This window comes from Ancylobacter mangrovi (assembly GCF_024752335.1).
GTDB lineage: Bacteria > Pseudomonadota > Alphaproteobacteria > Rhizobiales > Xanthobacteraceae > Ancylobacter > Ancylobacter mangrovi.
In genome coordinates, this window is the sequence record NZ_JANTHY010000001.1 from 651,146 (window position 1) to 667,412 (window position 16,267).

17 protein-coding genes are annotated in these 16,267 nt (G+C 69.8%); all 17 read right to left on the minus strand.

Annotated features, from left to right (window positions below):
* Positions 1 to 8 precede the first annotated feature (8 nt).
* The 17 genes from NVS83_RS03065 to NVS83_RS03145 all read right to left on the minus strand — a co-directional run bounded on the left by NVS83_RS03065 (position 9) and on the right by NVS83_RS03145 (position 16,263).
* The gene (locus tag NVS83_RS03065) at positions 9 to 1,334 is read right to left on the minus strand and encodes a hypothetical protein (RefSeq protein ID WP_258738008.1); all 1,326 of its coding nucleotides are present in this window, start codon (positions 1,332 to 1,334) and stop codon (positions 9 to 11) included.
* A 3-nt stretch (positions 1,335 to 1,337) separates the two neighbouring features.
* Positions 1,338 to 4,667, minus strand: a complete 3,330-nt coding sequence (locus NVS83_RS03070) for a host specificity factor TipJ family phage tail protein (protein ID WP_258738009.1) — start codon at positions 4,665 to 4,667, stop codon at positions 1,338 to 1,340.
* A complete protein-coding gene (locus NVS83_RS03075; RefSeq protein ID WP_258738010.1) occupies positions 4,664 to 5,080 on the minus strand; it encodes a hypothetical protein in 417 nt (138 codons plus the stop codon). The genes NVS83_RS03070 and NVS83_RS03075 overlap by 4 nt, the downstream gene beginning before the upstream one ends.
* The gene (locus tag NVS83_RS03080) at positions 5,077 to 5,613 is read right to left on the minus strand and encodes a DUF1833 family protein (RefSeq protein WP_258738011.1); all 537 of its coding nucleotides are present in this window, start codon (positions 5,611 to 5,613) and stop codon (positions 5,077 to 5,079) included. The genes NVS83_RS03075 and NVS83_RS03080 overlap by 4 nt, the downstream gene beginning before the upstream one ends.
* A complete protein-coding gene (locus NVS83_RS03085; protein ID WP_258738012.1) occupies positions 5,613 to 5,996 on the minus strand; it encodes a hypothetical protein in 384 nt (127 codons plus the stop codon). Before NVS83_RS03085 ends, NVS83_RS03080 begins: the two co-directional genes overlap by 1 nt.
* A 3-nt stretch (positions 5,997 to 5,999) precedes the next feature.
* A complete protein-coding gene (locus NVS83_RS03090) occupies positions 6,000 to 7,988 on the minus strand; it encodes a phage tail tape measure C-terminal domain-containing protein (RefSeq protein WP_258738013.1) in 1,989 nt (662 codons plus the stop codon).
* Positions 7,981 to 8,202 (minus strand): DUF7697 family protein, encoded by a 222-nt coding sequence (locus tag NVS83_RS03095; RefSeq protein WP_258738014.1) that lies wholly within the window; start codon positions 8,200 to 8,202, stop codon positions 7,981 to 7,983. Before NVS83_RS03095 ends, NVS83_RS03090 begins: the two co-directional genes overlap by 8 nt.
* Complete coding sequence (locus tag NVS83_RS03100; RefSeq protein WP_258738015.1) at positions 8,199 to 8,648, minus strand: hypothetical protein; 450 nt, start codon at positions 8,646 to 8,648, stop codon at positions 8,199 to 8,201. The genes NVS83_RS03095 and NVS83_RS03100 overlap by 4 nt, the downstream gene beginning before the upstream one ends.
* A gap of 7 nt (positions 8,649 to 8,655) precedes the next feature.
* Complete coding sequence (locus tag NVS83_RS03105) at positions 8,656 to 9,600, minus strand: phage tail tube protein (protein WP_258738016.1); 945 nt, start codon at positions 9,598 to 9,600, stop codon at positions 8,656 to 8,658.
* 28 nt (positions 9,601 to 9,628) lie between these two features.
* The gene (locus tag NVS83_RS03110; protein ID WP_258738017.1) at positions 9,629 to 10,060 is read right to left on the minus strand and encodes a hypothetical protein; all 432 of its coding nucleotides are present in this window, start codon (positions 10,058 to 10,060) and stop codon (positions 9,629 to 9,631) included.
* Positions 10,057 to 10,755, minus strand: a complete 699-nt coding sequence (locus NVS83_RS03115) for a DUF6441 family protein (RefSeq protein WP_258738018.1) — start codon at positions 10,753 to 10,755, stop codon at positions 10,057 to 10,059. The genes NVS83_RS03110 and NVS83_RS03115 overlap by 4 nt, the downstream gene beginning before the upstream one ends.
* A gap of 1 nt (position 10,756) precedes the next feature.
* Positions 10,757 to 11,086, minus strand: coding sequence for a head-tail joining protein (locus NVS83_RS03120; protein ID WP_258738019.1), 330 nt, complete (start codon positions 11,084 to 11,086; stop codon positions 10,757 to 10,759).
* 5 nt (positions 11,087 to 11,091) lie between these two features.
* Entirely contained in the window at positions 11,092 to 12,126 is a 1,035-nt protein-coding gene (locus NVS83_RS03125) for a major capsid protein (RefSeq protein WP_258738020.1), read from the minus strand.
* A 68-nt stretch (positions 12,127 to 12,194) separates the two neighbouring features.
* Positions 12,195 to 12,851 (minus strand): head decoration protein, encoded by a 657-nt coding sequence (locus tag NVS83_RS03130; protein WP_258738021.1) that lies wholly within the window; start codon positions 12,849 to 12,851, stop codon positions 12,195 to 12,197.
* Between the two features lie 55 nt (positions 12,852 to 12,906).
* Positions 12,907 to 14,370 (minus strand): S49 family peptidase, encoded by a 1,464-nt coding sequence (locus NVS83_RS03135; protein ID WP_258738022.1) that lies wholly within the window; start codon positions 14,368 to 14,370, stop codon positions 12,907 to 12,909.
* A 7-nt stretch (positions 14,371 to 14,377) separates the two neighbouring features.
* Positions 14,378 to 16,018, minus strand: coding sequence for a phage portal protein (locus tag NVS83_RS03140; protein ID WP_258738023.1), 1,641 nt, complete (start codon positions 16,016 to 16,018; stop codon positions 14,378 to 14,380).
* On the minus strand, positions 16,018 to 16,263 hold the full coding sequence (locus tag NVS83_RS03145) for a hypothetical protein (protein ID WP_258738024.1): 246 nt from the start codon (positions 16,261 to 16,263) through the stop codon (positions 16,018 to 16,020). The genes NVS83_RS03140 and NVS83_RS03145 overlap by 1 nt, the downstream gene beginning before the upstream one ends.
* Between the last annotated feature and the right edge of the window lie 4 nt (positions 16,264 to 16,267).

Genomic DNA, 16,267 nt, shown 5'->3' on the forward strand with positions numbered 1-16,267 from the left:
GCGTGTCCTCAGAAGTCGGCGACGTTGCAGACGGCCGCGAAGCCGCCGACATGCAGGCCGGCATCGCCGTCGCGGCGCCAGTAATACTGGTTGGGAGCGGCGGTGCAGATCGCCCACCATTTCTTGTAGGCGTAGGACGGGTCGTAGAACATGTTCACGCTCGAGGCGCCGCAGCCGACGATGTAGCCGACGCCCGGCTGGTTCATGACGTAGAACACCAGCGCCAGGCCCGAGGTGCTGGCGACCGGCAGCGTATAGATGCCGGTGTCGCGCCCGGTCGTGACCTCGCCGAAGCCGCGGAACTGCAGGCTCATGCGGTCGGCGCGGAAGATCCAGTCCCACTCGCCGGCCGCGTCGGCATGGACGTTGTGCTTGGTCACCCCGAAGCCGATCGAGGGCGCGGCGAGGCAGCGCAGGGTCGAGCCGGCGTCGACGCCGCCCTGATAGGCCGGATCGCTGGCGGCCACGGCGAAGCGGATATTGTGTCCGTGCTCGGTCGAGAACAGGGTGTGGAAATAGAGCTGGTTCGGCGACACCCAATAGGCGCTGATGAGCTGCTGCTGAAACGTGCCGTCGGAGTAGCTCACCGGCTCGGCCGCGAACGCCACCACCGGGGGATAGTTCGGATAGGAGCGCGAGAGGGTGACGAAGGCATCCTTTTTCGAGAAGCCGTCGCGGTACTGCGTGGCGACCTGCCCGATCTCGGCGACCTGGAAATGGTTCTTCTGCGTGCTCAGGATCAGGTCGTCATCGCCGCAGGTGCGCACGTCGGCGCCGCGCCGGGCGATGAACAGGCCCGGCCCGCGCGAGGGATGGTTGCCGAAGATCGCGTTGTTGCCGGCGGCGGGCGTGGGGTCGACACCGCTCGCCAGCACCTTGAACAGGAAGTACGTCACCCCGTCATAAAGGCCGTGCGTCGGTGACGACATGTCCTCGACCGGAACCCGGATGTAGTTGTCGCCGAGGATGACGTTCATCTGGTCGTAGCGCCGGGCGTAGTTGAACGGCGTTATCGAGGTGCTGCCGGGCGCGACATAGGGGAAGCTGCCGGCACCATAGGTTCCCCAGGCAAGCGCCACCCGGTCGGGGCCGCTGCCGGCGGCGGGAATGTCCCGATAGACCGTGGTCGCGTTCGGGATCGGCGTCCACCCGCCGCCCGGCAGGGAGTTGACCGCCGCGACGCCCGAGCCGATCAGCCGGAAGCCGTTCGGCCACTGGCTGTCGAAGGACAGGAAACGCGGATCGAGGGCGGGATCGCCCGCGTCATAGCCCGGCCGGGCGGTGCGCAGCCGCACGCCGCCGGCGACATTGCCGAGCACGAAACGCCGACTCACCGCCTAGCTCCAGATCTCGATGCGGGCATTGTTCAGGTCGACCCGCAGCCGGTTGTCGCTCGAGCGCAGCAGCCCGGCGATGATCTCGCCGATATTGGCGGAGATGGCGGACAGGTAGCCCACCGCGAGCTTCAGCGCCGTGATCGAGCCATTGGCGATGAGGTTGCCGTTGACATAGACCTCGCCCGTCGAGGTGTTCACCGAGAACATCGGCACGAAGGTGCCGCCATCCGAGGAGCCGACCAGCAGCCGGTTGCCGAGGAAGCGAACCTGCGAGAAGGCGCCACCGGCGCCGTCCGTCATGGCGTCGATCCACATGCCGCCGGCCGCCGAGGCGAAGTCGTCGGCGACCTTGGCCTCGACGCCGTAGGAGGCCAGAGCGCCGGACGGGCCGGCCGCCGCCACCCAGCGCACATTGAGGCTGGCGTTCACATTCTCGACCTCCGCCTCGAGCGTGGTGATCGCCTGCGCCAGGGCGCTGTCCGGCCCGGTGGCGACGAGGATCTCCTCGCGGAAGGTCGCGATCGCGCCCCCGACCTTGGACGTCAGCTCGCGCTGCATCTTCTGCTGGTCGAGATACGCGCCGGCGGCAAGATCGGCGGTGATCTGCGCCATGCGCTCGTTGATGGCCTCGACCTGCGCCTGCCCCTCGGCGATCTCGCGGAACACGTAGTCGCGCACGCCAGCTTCGAACATCGCCTGCGTGACGGTGATCTGCGACTGGTCGAGCGTCGGGGCAGTCACGTCCACCGCCACCCACGGCCCCTGCCGCGTGCCGATGCCGGCGACGCGCAGGCGCAGGTCGATCGGTGCCACCACCGACGAGATCTGCGGCGCCCGCGTCTCGGCAAGCTGCGTCCAGGAGGCTCCCTCGTCATAGGAGACTTGTGCGGCATAGGCAGCCGCGCCCGCGGCCGGCCACCAGCTCGCCTCGAGGATGGTCTCCATCACGTTCTGGCGCATCCGCGCCACCAGCCCGCCGACCACAGGATAGGGCGGGATCACCTGCGAGGGGCCGTCCGGCAGCGGCGGCGGGCTGGTCAGGTCCTCGTCATGCACGCGCGGATCGTCGACCACGAGCTGCAGTTCGACCTGGTCGCCGGAGGGGCGGCCGGTGACGACGAGGCACCGCTTCTGCCAGCCGGTGCCGGCGCCGAACACGAAGCTCGCCGGCTCGTCGCCGTCGCCGCGCGCCATGGCCGCGTCGAGCGTCATCGCCTGCGCCGCCTCGACCGCGGCGAGGTCCGCCGGGTCGAGCAGCGCGTATCTGTCCTCGACGCCGCGCGAGACCTTCACCGGCCCCCACAGCTTGCCGCGCCGGGTGCGCACGCCGAGATAGTGCTGGCCGCTGCCCCAGTCCGGCACCGGCGAGAGGGTGAGGCGGACGCCGAGCCGCGCCGCCAGCGCGCCCGACTGGCCCCAGCTTCGCGGCAGCTCGGATTGCATCAGCACGTTGGAGCCGAAGGCGAGCAGGCGCCCGTCATGCTCGGTGGTGCAGGTCGGGCGCACCCGGCGATAGAGATTGGCGCGCCAGTAGAAGTCGGTCTCGCGCTGCGCCTGCTCGCGTCGCACGATGCCGGGAAGCTCGATCGTCGCCGGGCGCAGCAGCTCGACGTCGCGCGGGCATTGAACCTGCGCCGGCTGCCAGGTGCTCTCGTCGAGATAGTTCAGCACCACGCCATCTGCCGAATCCTCGGCGGCGAGCTGATAGTCGATGCTGATCGAGCCCCGCACGATCTCCCGGTCGGAGAGCAGCATGGAAGGCGTGTCGCGCCACTGGTCGCGGATCAGCGAGAGCACGTCGCCGATCCAGCGATGCTTGGCGCGGGCGACCCGCAGCGCGGTGTCGAGCGCGTCGGGCACGCCGACCGCGTCGCGGAACGAATAGTCGAAGCAGTCCGAGCGCGAGGCGGCGAGCGCGTCGAGATCGGCGAAGGCCTGAAGGTCGATCTTCGACAGCGGACGGCCGGCGCCATAGACGCCGTCGGTGGCGATGTCGAGCGCCGCCCAGGACGGCGAGCGGGTCGGCTGCTCTTCCCAGCCCGAGCCGGTCCATACCGGCAGGATGCGGGTGGCGATCACCGAGACCTGCTGCAGCGCATCGGCCGAAAGCTGATCGGTCGCCTTCAGCCGCAGCGCCGTCACCGAGACGCCCTCGAAGCTCTGCGGCCCGCCGATGAAGGCGCGAAGCCCCTGCCAGAGGATGGTGTCGGCGTCCCTGCCATTGGTCGCCGTTTCCGTCGTGCGGCGCACGCGCGCCTCGTAGCGCCCGGCATCGACCGCCTGCTCATGGGTGACGCGCTGCGGGGTCTGGCTGCGGAAGGTCCAGACCGGGGCGGCGATGGTGGTCCATCCGCCGATCGGCGCTCCCGTGCCGTCGACGCTTCGCACCTGCACCTCGACGCCCAGCGAGCGCGCCGACATGTTGCCCTCGGCATCCATGTTGAACAGGCCCTGCGAGAACACGAAGTCGAAGGCGAGCTTCGTGGTCACGGTGCCGGCGGCATTGGCGACGAACCCGCCGACCCATGTCGACGGGTCGGACAGCTCCTGCCCGGAAACCTCGGCCGCGGTCTCGACCCCGGCCGGGAACAGCGTCATTGCCTCGCCCGGCTCGCAATGCTGGATCTGCACCCCGGTGAAGGCCGGGTTGACCCCGCTTTGCCAGTCCCACAGCACGGTGTCGTTGATCAGGATCTGCTCGCGCCGGTACCGCCCGACGCCGATCGCGAGCAGCAGGTGCATGTACTGGTCGTTGCCGTCGAACATCGACCACGGCACGGCCGCATAGTCGGGGACGGTCTTGATCCGCCCATAGCCGGCGGGGATGGTCTGCAGCACCCGGGCCGAGTTGCTTTGCTGGTTGAACGAATAGAGCGTCTGCGCGGCGTCGAGCGACTGGGCCGGCTTTGGCGTCACCAGCGAGTTGAGGGCGAGCGCGCCGCCGGCGACGAAGGCGGCGCCGACGATCGAGGCCATCGCCGCCGAGCCGCCGAACAGCGCGCCGGAGACCGCGGTGCCGATGCCGGGCGCGAGCGCACTCAGCGCGATCACGCCGAGCAGGCCGAGGAGCTGGCGGGTGCCGCCCGACCCGCCGCGCGGGCGCGACAGGAACACGACCTGCTCGCCGGCCCGGATGCGACGCGTCGTCCACTCCGCCCGCAGCACCGGCGCGCCGTCGATCACGCAGATGGTCGGGAAGGTCTCGAAGCGCAGCTCGGCGCGCCGGATCAGCGCCGCGATCGTCTCCCGGCGGCGCGGCTCGGCGCGCGCGAGCTCGCGGCCGGGCAGCAGCAGGTGCACGGCGGGGACAGGCTGGCGAGTGGCGGTCATCGATCGTTCCGGCAGTAGAAGCGCAGGCGGCCCCAGCCCCCGGCCTTGAGGGTCGGCACGTCTTCCATCAGCGTGCCGAGCACCTGGTCGGCATGGATCACGGCGCGCTCGGGCGCCAGCCACACGCCGATATGGGCGGCGCGGTCCGCCCGCCCCATGGCGACGAGGGCGCCGTCCGGGGCGGTGACGAGATGGGGGTGCGGCGAGTGCACCTCGCTCCAGCGCTCGCGCTCGGGGTCGCCGGCAATGGCCTCGATCATCCAGCGCCAGGACGGATCGTCCGGCACCGCATGGTCGGGAAGGTCGACGCCGAACAGGGCCGCCTCGATCTCCCGCGCCACATGCCAGCACGAGCGCTCCGGCGACCACGGGCGGCCGAGGAGCGAGGAGAGGTAGGCCGCGCGGTCGCTCATGCCTGAAGCCCCGGGAAGGCGCTGCGCGAATAGACCTTGCGCGGGAACTTCATGTTGGCGATGTCGGCGAGCCGCGCCGTGCCCTCGACCCGGCTGCCGCTGATCTTCACCTGCCGCAGCCGGAACTCCACCGGCCCGTAGCAGGGCTCGTCGACGTCGTCCGAACGATACTCGCGATAGATCATCACCAGGTCGGCACGATAGGCGACCGCCGCCTCGATCCACGGCGTGAGGTCGCGCCCGACATTGTCCATCACCAGGCTGCATTCGGGCACGCGCCCCTCGCCGAACTCGGCGCGGTCACTCTCGAAGGCCGAGGCGGTGAAGGTCGCCATCGTGCCGGGGTCGAACAGCGCCGAAAGCTCTATACCGAGCGATCGGTCCATCAGGTCGTGCACCAGCCGCAGCGGGATCGCCGCGCCGCTCCCGTCGACGAATGCCGGGTGCTGCAGCTCCAGCGTCGCATAGACGAGGACCGCCGTCGGGCAGGCGGCCTCGGCCTCCTCCCACGCCTGCGTAAAGGGATCGGGCATCAGGCACCTTCCGTCGAAATGAGAAGCGAGAAACTGACCCGCGTGTAGAGGCCACGCGCGACAAGAGCGCTGGTTACGCCTCCGCCGCCGCGCAGGATCTGCACCGTCCGCGTGCCATAGGCGGAACCGAGCCACACGGGCATGCTGAAGCGGCGGGTGCCCTTCGCGAGGTCGTCGCGCAGGAACGCGGTCCAGATCTCGAACTGTGCCGGTGTGAACCGCCGCGCCCAGCCCTGCTGCTCGATCGCATCGCCGGGGCGCGCACGCAGGCGCACATTGCCGCCTTCCATCTCGGTGACCAACGGCGGGCGGAACGGCATGGACGACCAGGCAGAGGCCTCGCACTCGTAGGGCAGGCCAGTCGGCCAGGCAGGGTCGGCCATGGCTCAATACATCCCCTTGGCCGCGTTGAGCCCATAGCGGGCCTCGAGCGCGCGCGAGTGGTCGCCGCGCTGTTCGAGATCGGAGATCAGCTCCCGCTTTACCGCTCGCACGACGATGTCGAGGCTGAAACCGCCATTCGTGTCGGTCCGGGGCTCGCCGACGTCCGCCGTCGTTCCCGGCGGCGTGCTGAGATTCACAGTGACCCTCGGCGCCGTCCCTGCCGAAGCGAGCGCTTTGGTCGGGATGATCGCGCCGTCCTGTTTGGGGCGGAAAAGCTCCGGCCCGGTCTCGCCGACGAGATAATCGAAGCCCATCCTGACGTCGCCGCCGCTGGCCTTGCCGCCGGCGAAGCCGGCGCCGCCGAACAGCGAACCGAGGAAGCTGCTCACCGCATCCGACGTGCCGGTGAGGACCGGCGCGAAGGCCTGGCGGAAGGTGAGGCGCGCAAGGTCGGCGATCATCGAATCGACGAGATCGGAAAAGTCTGCCTTGCCGGTCGTCACGAAATCGACGAAGGCGTCTTCCGCGCCGCCGACCGCATCCACGAACGCCCCTTCGATCGCGTTCGCCGTGTCCTGCGCACTTTTGGCATAGTCCAGCACGGCACGCCGATAGCCCGAGGCGGCGTCGGTGGCGTCGTCCAGCGCCGCCCGGTTTGCGGCCGCCATGGCCTTGCCGGCGTCGACCACGGCCCGGTTATAGGTGTCCTGGGTGATCTTGCCGGCCCCGAGCAGCTTGTCGAGGCGCGCGAGGGTGTCGGCATAGGTCTCGGCTGCCGTGCGCGTATCGTCGTAGATCCGACGCGCTTCCGCCTCGAGCTCGTTCTGCTGCCGGCGCGCGTCGGACAGCGCCTCGCGGTCGCGCTTTTCCTGCTCGCGCTGCCGATGCTCGGCATCGTAGAGCGCACCCGCGCGCGCCGTCGCCTGTTCCCGCTGCTCGGGCGTCGGGTTCTTCAGCCGGGCGAGCTCGGCGTCGATCGCCTGCTGGCGCGGATCGTCGGCGGTGGTGGTGCGCCGGTCGAGACTGTCGATGAGCCGCTGGTTGAAGTCCCAGTCCTTCATCGCCGCCTTGAAGTCCTTGGCGGCCTGCTGAGAAATGCCCAGCGATGTGGCGAGATGGTCGAGTGCCCGGCGCGCCTCCTCGAACTTGTCTCCCGATGCGGCGGCGGCCTCCGACAGGTCCAGCAGGTCGTAACCCATCTGCTTGACGGCCGGATTGTCGGTCTCGTTGGCGAGGCGGGCCACCTCCTGCCGGAAGGCGGCGATGTCGGGAAGGCCTTCGCGCGCGGTCTGCGCCAGGCGTTTGGCCGCTTCGGCGAACGGTTCGAACAAAGGACTCTGCGCGATGTCGCCTGCGGTGCCGACGCTCACCGCTCGCCGGGACATCGCCGTGTCGAAGTCGCTCAGGTCGCGCTGGTAGAGCGCGCGCATGGCTTCCACGTTCTTCGCCGCCAGCGCCGTATCGAGCGCGCGCTGGCCCTCGGAGACGCTCCGCGTCGCGGCGTCGAACTCGCCATAGCGGTCCGTCAGGCGCCTGACCAGGTCCTCGTGCCGCTTCAGCGCCTCGCCGGCATCGTCGACATCGTCGGTCAGCGCGCTGAACACAAAGGAAGCGCCATAGCCGAGCGCGACGATGCCGGCGAGGATGATGCTCGTGGGTGTCACGAGCGAGAGCAGGGCGGTGCTGACGCCCTTCAACGCGCCCTTCACGCCGCGGTCGCCCAGCACGGCCGCGATCTGCGGTCCCTGCTGGATCATCGCCGTGGCGAAGGACTGGCCGGAGAGGACCTGCACGCCGAGGTCGGTCAACTGCGCGCTGAGATTGGTGATCTCGTGGGTGCGAAGCTGGTTGACCGCGCCGGCCGCCTGCTGCGACTTGTCCTTCATCTGGTCGAGGGCCTTCGCCCCCGCGTCGCCGACGGCGGATAGCTCCGCCTTCACCTTCCCGCCGTCCAGCACCTGCAGGCGGATGCCGACATTGCGTTCAGCCATCTTGTCCGTCCTTCAGGCGTTCATGAATGGCCGACACGGCGGCCGTTTCCGCCGCGTCGAAGAAAAAGGCGCATGCGGCCGCGCTGCACCCCGCCGCTGTCGCAAGGCGCTCGATCGCGCCATAGTCGAGGCCGACGACGGACGCGCCGGCACTGCGCACCTGGTGTCCGCCCGTGCGCAGGGCGCTCCAGAACAGCCGGCCCTCGACGCTCAATGGGGCCTGGAGCCGGTAGATGCAGGCGCCGCATCGTTCGGGGCAGGCCGCGCAGTAGCTTCCGCCCCCGCCGAAGTGCCAGTCGGCGAGGGCGCGAATGCGTTTTTTTCCGCCACCGCGCGCAGTGCCGGCGTGACGTACTTCTGCTCGAAGGCGCTGCCGAACGGGGCCGTCGACAGCAGTGCGTCGATCCCCTCCGGCCACGGCCCCGGCGTTGCACGGCCGCTGGTTTCGACACCCGACCAGTCGAGGATGGCTCCGCGGCCGAAGGCCTTGATGACGCCCAGCGATTTCTTCGCCTGGTCGCCGTCGAGATCGGCCCTCAGCTCGGGCGGAAGATCGCGGGCGCGATATTCGACCTCGGTGCCGAAGGGCAGCACCAGCACCGAGACGCCGCCGCCGAGATCGAGCCAGTAGGGCGTGCCGCTGAAATCGAGAACGTGCATGGGGACCTCAGTAGCTTTCGACGTCGTTGACCAGCGTCGCGGTGAACATGGCTTCCCCGGCGGCGGGCCGCGCGCCCTGGCAGGTGAAGGTGGCCTGCACGCCGCCCGGGCCGGTGATCGGGCGCTTGGGCCGGGGCAGGTAGACCGACGGCACCGTCAGGACGAGCGTCGCGTCGGCGCCGATGGCGAAGCCGAACTCGAGCGCGCAGTCGTCTCCCGCCACGGCCTGATCGAGCAGGTCGAGGCTGTCGAACCGCACGGTCAGGCTGGCGTTGAAGGCCGCCTTGCCCGGGTCGACGCCGCCGATCGCGCCGTCGGCGCGGATCACCTCGACCGTCTCGAGATTGTTGGAATAGGTGAGGTCCGCCGACACCACATTGCCGAGCGCCACGCCGTCGCGCGTGACAGAGCCCTGGAATTGGTTGAACCGCACCATCTCCAGCTCGGTCGGCGCGCCGGCAACGCTCGCTCCGACCGGCGGCACCTCGTTCTGCCCGATCAGCGCGAAGGTCGCCTGCGCGAGGCCGGAGCGCTGCATGCGGATGGCGAGCGAGTTCGCCGAGAGGCCGGTGTTCATCGTGTAGGACGGCACTTCGGGATGGCCGATCTCGACCGAGACGCTGGGCAGGCTCGCGGCCCCGGATTCGAACAGGTGGGTGTAGACGTCCTCGTCCGCCGTCGTCGTCGGGTCGCCGAGCAGCAGCCGGAGCCAGACGCCGATATTGCGCAGGTCGAGCGGCACGACGACGTCGCCGCCGGCATTGATGATGTCCCGCCCCGGCATCAGCGGATCGCGGCCCGTGCCGGCGAGATCATCGGCAAGCAGCCCCTGCTCGGCGCCGAGCGTCGTCGAGACGAAGGGCATGCGGCGGAAGCCGTTCGCCGGGGTCGTGCCGTAAGCGGCCTCGAATCCGAGCGACATCAGGGCATTGATGCCCAAAGCGCGTCCCATCGGGCGCCTCCTTGCGAATGAGGGCCGCTCAGCCGAGCGGCGAGGTGGTGGTGTAGATCAGCGTGACGGTCACGCGCGCGGCCGTCAGGCTGGCGCCGGCCTCCGAGGGCAGGTTGTCGGTGTCGGGTGCCGACGGTTCCAGATGGTCGACGGCGCCGCCGAGTGTTCGGTCGGCGTCGAGCGCCGCGCCGATATCGGCAAGCAGCGCGTCGAGCCGGGACGACCCCTCGTCGCCGGGCATCAGGTCGACGAAGACGTTCAGGCTGGCCGCGTGCTCATAGGCATAGCTGGGCGGGGACAGCGTGACCTCCGGCTCTCCGGGCTCGCCGTCATAGAGGATGACGAGGCCGCCCGGCCCGCACTCGACCGGCACGGCGACGTTCCGCTTGACGTCGGCGCCGGCGAGCGCCGCGCGCAGGACGCCGGCCAGCGCGGCAAGGGCCGTCTCCCGCTTGCTCATCGCCTGCCTCCCGGCCAGCTCGCGACGATGAGTTCGGGCAGCCTGCCCACCCATCTCTGTCCGGCGCGATCGATGTCGAGCCGTTTGCCCAGTTGCACTTGCGGCACCAGGATGAAGATCACCGTCGTCGTTTGGCCCTTGCGGATACGGTTGCCCGGATCGCGTTTCGGGGTCGGCATGCGCACCGCCAGGCCCGCGCTGTTCACGCGCACATTGTCGGCGACCAGGAGCGAGGGGCGCCCGCGCCGGTAGACGAAGCGCAGCCGGATTCCGGTGCGCCGCTCCCAGCCGCCGGGAGTCAGGCGTTCCTTCTTGCGGCGCTGGTTGATCGCCGGCGCTTCCCGGCTGAGGCCGTGGCCACCGGCCGCGGCTGTCGGGATGGCGAGAAAAAAGCCGTCCTTCGAGCGGATCGGGGTGCCGCTGTCGAACGCCGCGATGATGTCGGGGGCGTTCGAATAGACGAGGCCGGCGGCGCGCAGGCTGGTGACCCCAGGCCGGCTCGGATAGCGTTCCCCGCGCCACGCATTGGCGAGCCGGCGGCCGAGCCCGGCGCTCTCGACCTGGCCGCGCAGATCGCCCTTGAGCCCGTCCGTCGCGGCCCCGATGCCGCGGGTGACGGCGGAGGCCGCGTCGCCGACTTCCGCGGCCATGATCTTGCGAAGGTCGCCGTCGACCGTGATGCCCACCGCGACCATCTCAGCCGCCCCGGCAACCGCACGTCCACACCAGGCGATCCGGGTCGCGCTTCGGCGCGCCTTCCACCGTATAGACACGATCGAGTCCCGTGGCCGGGTCGGGCAGGGTGAAGGTGTCGCCGTCGGCGACGACCGGGCAATCGCCGCTTCGCACCTCGACGATCATGGTCGGCATGCGGAGCTGGGTCTCGCCGAAACCGACGATGTCGTCGGGGCGGCGAAGAATGATCCTCACGGGCGTGCCCACGCCCTGACCGCCCGGGCGGTGCTCGGCGCCAGTGCGGCCGAACGCGGCGAAGACCGCGTCGACCGCCTGCGAGGCGATGTTCATGGGCCTCATGCGCCGACCACGCCCTTCCGCAGCGCGGAGGGCATGGTGCAGACCGGCAGCGGGTAGGAGTAGAGCTCCGGCTTCACCCATGCATTGCGGTCGCGGTCCGCGATGAGCCAGCTGTAGCTCTCGCGCCCGAGCGTGTTGACGAAGTCGAACGTCTCCGCGCAGCCATAGGCGATCTGGAAGATGCCGGCCCCGACCGGAAAGAACTTCGCCTCGTCGTCCGGTACGGCGACGGTCGAACCGTCGTCGGTGCCGCGATAGTTGAGGAACTCGATCTTGGCGTAGCTGAAGCTGTCCCAGATGTCGCCGTCGCTGCCGTCGCGCAGCGCGCGGGCCTCCTGCTGGTTCAGGTAGGTCTCGCGGATTTCCGGATGGTTCGTCAGCTTGTCGTAGAACGCGTCGCCGACCACGGCCTTGATCCGCACGGCATTGCCGCCGAGACCCTTGAGGCTCACTGCCACGCCGCGGCGCAGCTCGTTGCAGGCGATGCGGATGGCGCCGGCCTCCGGGCTCGCATTGTCGAGATCGAAGTCGATCGCCGCCGGGATCGCCTGGTCGAAGATGTCGGCCCAGTCGTAGAGCTCGGTGCCGTCGGCATCGACCACGAGACCCTGCACGGCGCCGAGCATCATGTGCTCCCAGGTGAGCTCCACATCGGTCCGCATGACCGACTGGCGGTCGGCCACCTCGACCATCACCTGCTTGAGCTCGGTTTCCGATCCGAAGGCACGGATGCCCTGGATCTCGTGTGCATGGATCGTCGACGACTGCGCCAGCCGGCAGGTGCGGAACGAGCGGGCGGTGCGCGGGTCGCCGCCCTTCTCCTTCGGCGGCGCGCCGAGCGGCGTGGTCTGGATCAGCGCGGGCGAGCGCGAACGCTCCTCGATGAACACGTCGTGCGTCCGCACCGGCTTGGGCACGAACAGGCCAGGCATGGAGCGCAGCAGGTTCGGCGCATAGCCGATCTTGTTGACCGCCGCCGTCATCGAGATCGCGGAGAAGGCGGAATTGTTGAAAACGTCCATGGCGACCATGGCGGATATCTCCTTCTGAAGCGGGCCGGCCGCTGGACGTGCCGGTGAAGAGCGATTGCGGGAGCGGATCAGCGGGCGACGATGTTGCGCGCCTCGAGCCCGGCGAGGGCGGCGGCCTTCGCGCCGTCGGTGATGCCGGGAGGCCAGACGAGGTCGGCCAGCCGCACCTCGGTCTCCCGGACATGGGCCGTGCCGAGCACGTCGGCATTGGCGGCGGCGTAATTGCCGAAGGCGATGCCATAGGCGGCGGCCGACCCGTCGAGCGCGTCGGGTTCGAGCAGCTTCACCTTGCCGGAACCGTCGGCGACGGTGACGTCGAAGCCGTCACCGAGGGCGAAGTCGGTATCGACATCGGCCATTGCGAACTTGATCTCGCTGGTGAAGTCGGGCCCGCCGACAGCGTAGTTGCCGATCGCGGCCCCGGCCGGATCGACGACCGCGAAAGTCCCGCCATTTGCGGCGACGGCGATGCAGCGCACCCGGTAGATGCCGGGCTTGGCACCGGCGAGGACCGGGGTCTCGGCATCGAGCGTCAGCGTGCCGCCGCCGCTGTTGCCGCCCGCCCTGGCGGCGGAAGAGGCTCCGCCGACCGTGATCCTGCCGAGCACCGAGGCGGCGACGATGTCCGCCCCGGACGCATAGACGACCGGCTCCCTCGAGAGGTGGCCGGGAGCCTCGCTTACGATATGTGCGGCGGCGTGCCGCCCTTCGACGAGAGTGGTCATCTTTCATGTCCTCGGATGATGAAGCGCCGGAGCGGCGCGGTGACGGTGAGCCGCGTCAGCGGCTGAAGCCGCGGCGCTCGTTGACCTCGGCCACCACGGCATCCCATCCCGCCTCGATCTTCGAGGAGGAGCGGTCGTTGCCCGGATTGGCGTCGCGGCCGGCCATGGCAGTGCCGAGGCGGCTGGATTTGGGCGCCGCCGCCAGCATGTCCCGCGCGTCGGCCACCGTCAGCGCACCGGTCTGCACCTTGCGCGCCAGCTTCCTGGCGAGGTCGGAACGTCCCCGCGCCTCCGGCAGGTCGAGCACGGCCATCGGATCGCGGGAGGCGAGCGCTTCCCCGTCGTCTTCCTCTTCGCCGTCGCCGGACTGGCTTTCGGCCCCGGCGCCGTCCTCCTCCTCTTCGGTCGGGGTCTGCTCGTCCGCGGCCTCGACCTGGGCTTTCACGGCGTCCAGCGTCTCGCTGGGGTCGCCGCCCTTCGCGAGGAGGCTGGTCAGGATCTGCTTCAGCGACATGGTGCTCTCCATGGTGCCGGGGGCGCTCGGCGCCGGTCCGGGTTCGGTGGTGAGGGGGGCGGCCAGTGCGACGAGTTCGCTCGCAGCGGTGCGTTCTGTGCCGATGACATCGACGAGGCCGAGCGCCAGCCCCGAACGGCTTCTGTCGGAATGGGAGGCGAGGAAGCAGCGCGCGTTCTGTGCCTGCACCTGCGCCGCCGTGATCCCGCGCCCCGCGACGACGGCCGTGACGAAGATCCGGGCGATCTCGTCGACCGCCGCCTGCAGGTCGGCGCGCGCCTCCGCCGCCAGCGGCTTGAATGAAGCTCCTCCGGTCTTTCCCGGGGCGCTCTCGATCGCCTCGATCTTCAGCCCGATCTCGGCCAGCCATTCCGACTGGTCGTAATGCAGGATGAGGACGCCGATCGAGCCGACGCCGGCGGTCGAGGGGGCGACGATGCGGTCGCAGGCCGAGGCGAGGGCATAGGCTGCGGAATAGGCGGTCGCGACCGCAGCCCATATCGGCTTGCCGCCGTTTCGGGCCGAACCGTCGCGGATGTCGTCGGCGAGCTCGAAGCAGCCGTCGACCAGGCCGCCGCAGCTGTCGACGCGCAGCAGGATGGCGCGCACCGCGGCGCTGGCGCGGGCGGCACGGATGGCCGCACCGATGTCGGTGTATCCCGCCACATGGACGTCGTCCCACCAGTCGTAATAGCCGTCCGGCGTGAGCGGGCCCTTCACGTCGATGATCGCGATGCCGTCAACCAGCGCATAACCGTCGCGCCGCTCGGCATCCGGCGCCCAGGAAAGCCATGGCCCCGACATCTGGCGCGCCACATGTCCGTCCGATTCCCGGCCCGCGCTGCCACCAAGGGCCGCGCGAAGCCGCCCGGCAAAGCCCGCGACTCCGGCGCGCCGGTGATCGGCAGGGCCTTCGGCAAGTCGAGCGAGCAGGGCCGAAGCCGCACGCGGCTCCATCAGCACGGCGCGCCCGCTGGAGCGCAGCGCCATCTCCAATCCGTTCATGATGACCTCACGCCGCCGAGCGGCCGCTTTCCGCCGGCGAGCCGGCCTCGTCGTCGTCCTTCACGGCCGCGAGCGAGCCGCTTTCCGGACCCGTCACGCCGGCGGCGGTGAGCGCAGCCTGTTCGCGGGCGAGCTGCGCCACGATCATCTGCCAGTCGGCCCCCTGCTCGGCGGCCTCGCGCTCGAGCGTCGAAATGCGGGCCTTGATCCGCAGGGCCGCGGCCTGCGCTTCCTTCACAGGGTCGACATAACCGCGCCCGGGCCCGATCCATTCGGCCTGCGCATAGGCCCCGGGCACGTCGTAGAAGTCGGGCGCGCCGGCCGGCGGCTCCAGGGCACCCGAATCGAGCGCGTCCTCGAGCCACGCCGTGTAGAAGGGCTGGGCGACACCCCAGATGAGGAGCGCGCGGAGCCGCTGGACGGTTCGCCACACCTCATTCAGCGCCGCCCGAGCCGACGAATAGTTCGTGCGGCTCCAGTCCATGGAGATCTGTTCGTAGGAAAGCCCCAACGAGGCCGCAAACCCCTGTAGGAAGGCGGTCTGGAAGGCCGGGAAGCCCGCGGTGTTGCGGGGAGTGGTATTGAGGTCGAGCTTGTCGCTCGGGAACAGGGTCAGGAAGCGGGAATCCTCCATTCCTGCGCCGGCCTTGTAAAACCCGGCGCGAGTGGTGTTGAACGTCTCCCAGTCGAACCCTTCGAGCGGACCGGATCGGTCGCCGAGGGCCTCGCGGGCGAATTCCTGACCGAGTTCCGTGTAGACCGCGCCGATGATCGTGCCATTGAGCAGCGCCGCCTTCACTTCGGCCTCCGAATACCGGCTCAGAAGACGCATTTTCACGACCGCGGCGACCAGCCGCGAAATGCCGCGGTGCTGACCTGGGCGACGGCGCTCATAGACATGGAGCACCTTCCAGCGGTCATGGCCGTCGACATCGTCGAAGCGGGGAATCCGGTCCCACGTCATCGAATCGAGGCTCGACGAGACATCGCCCGGATGGCCCCGGCGTATGTGATAGGCGATCGGGGCGCCGTCGGCGTCGAGCTCGACGCCGCCGCGCATCCGGTCATCGTCCGGCCGGCCGTCGGGGTTCGAAAGACGGTCCGCGTCGACGATGTGGAGCGCGGTCGCATAGGGCCAGCGCTCGCGCGGTTTCCAGCGGATGACCGCGAGGCCTTCGCCCACCTGCACCAGCTCGCGCGCCAGAAGCCCGACCTGGCCGGCGAAGGGCAGAAGGCGCTCCGCATCGCCGCGAAAGGTCGGGTCGTGCGCGATCTCGCGCCATTTGGCCTCGATCTGCCGGGCGAACGTCTCGGCCGCATCCCGGCTGATACCCAGTCGGTCCGGGTCCGGCTTGGCGTTGAGCCGGAATGTCGCGCCGACCGTCATGTCGACGGAGCGGTCGATCGCCGCCTGCGCCCAGCCTTCGTTTCGGACCAGGTCGCGCACCCGCGAGACGCTGAGGTCCCGCTCATAGAGCCATTCGGCGTCGGCCGATTGCAGTGGCGGTACCCAGCCGCGCACCGCCTGCGCAAGATAGTCGCCCGCCATGTGCGAGGCGCGCGGCGCGCTGCCGAAGCCGGCGCCGAGCCCCGACGGGCGTGACGGTGCCCGGACGCGGACGCGGGGCTTTTCGGTCGGCGTCGCCATCAGAACCGGCCGAACGTGGTCATGACGGGTCCGAATTCGCCGCGGCTCCCGGCCAAGCGGCCGCGGCGCAGCTTGAGCCGGACGATTTCCTGGTTGATCTCCGCCGCCGAAGCCTGCGTGAACTTGGCGGAATAGACCCCCGAATAGGAAACTTCGGTGGCCTGTTGCCCGAGCAGGCGTGCGCGCCGGACCGCTTCGAGCTCCGCAATGGCGGTGTCGATCTCGTCGATCGTCATGTCGGTCATGTCT

Coding starts and splice junctions, on each gene's coding strand:
- NVS83_RS03075 (WP_258738010.1), bottom strand. CDS start 5,080: ATGAGCGACCGCGCGGCCTACCTCTCCTCGCTCCTCGGCCGCCCGTGG.
- NVS83_RS03080 (WP_258738011.1), bottom strand. CDS start 5,613: ATGCCCGATCCCTTTACGCAGGCGTGGGAGGAGGCCGAGGCCGCCTGC.
- NVS83_RS03140 (WP_258738023.1), bottom strand. CDS start 16,018: ATGGCGACGCCGACCGAAAAGCCCCGCGTCCGCGTCCGGGCACCGTCA.
- NVS83_RS03145 (WP_258738024.1), bottom strand. CDS start 16,263: ATGACCGACATGACGATCGACGAGATCGACACCGCCATTGCGGAGCTC.
- NVS83_RS03135 (WP_258738022.1), bottom strand. CDS start 14,370: ATGAACGGATTGGAGATGGCGCTGCGCTCCAGCGGGCGCGCCGTGCTG.
- NVS83_RS03090 (WP_258738013.1), bottom strand. CDS start 7,988: ATGGCTGAACGCAATGTCGGCATCCGCCTGCAGGTGCTGGACGGCGGG.
- NVS83_RS03120 (WP_258738019.1), bottom strand. CDS start 11,086: ATGAACATCGCCTCGCAGGCGGTCGACGCGGTCTTCGCCGCGTTCGGC.
- NVS83_RS03130 (WP_258738021.1), bottom strand. CDS start 12,851: ATGACCACTCTCGTCGAAGGGCGGCACGCCGCCGCACATATCGTAAGC.
- NVS83_RS03110 (WP_258738017.1), bottom strand. CDS start 10,060: ATGAGCAAGCGGGAGACGGCCCTTGCCGCGCTGGCCGGCGTCCTGCGC.
- NVS83_RS03085 (WP_258738012.1), bottom strand. CDS start 5,996: ATGGCCGACCCTGCCTGGCCGACTGGCCTGCCCTACGAGTGCGAGGCC.
- NVS83_RS03105 (WP_258738016.1), bottom strand. CDS start 9,600: ATGGGACGCGCTTTGGGCATCAATGCCCTGATGTCGCTCGGATTCGAG.
- NVS83_RS03070 (WP_258738009.1), bottom strand. CDS start 4,667: ATGACCGCCACTCGCCAGCCTGTCCCCGCCGTGCACCTGCTGCTGCCC.
- NVS83_RS03115 (WP_258738018.1), bottom strand. CDS start 10,755: ATGGTCGCGGTGGGCATCACGGTCGACGGCGACCTTCGCAAGATCATG.
- NVS83_RS03100 (WP_258738015.1), bottom strand. CDS start 8,648: ATGCACGTTCTCGATTTCAGCGGCACGCCCTACTGGCTCGATCTCGGC.
- NVS83_RS03125 (WP_258738020.1), bottom strand. CDS start 12,126: ATGGTCGCCATGGACGTTTTCAACAATTCCGCCTTCTCCGCGATCTCG.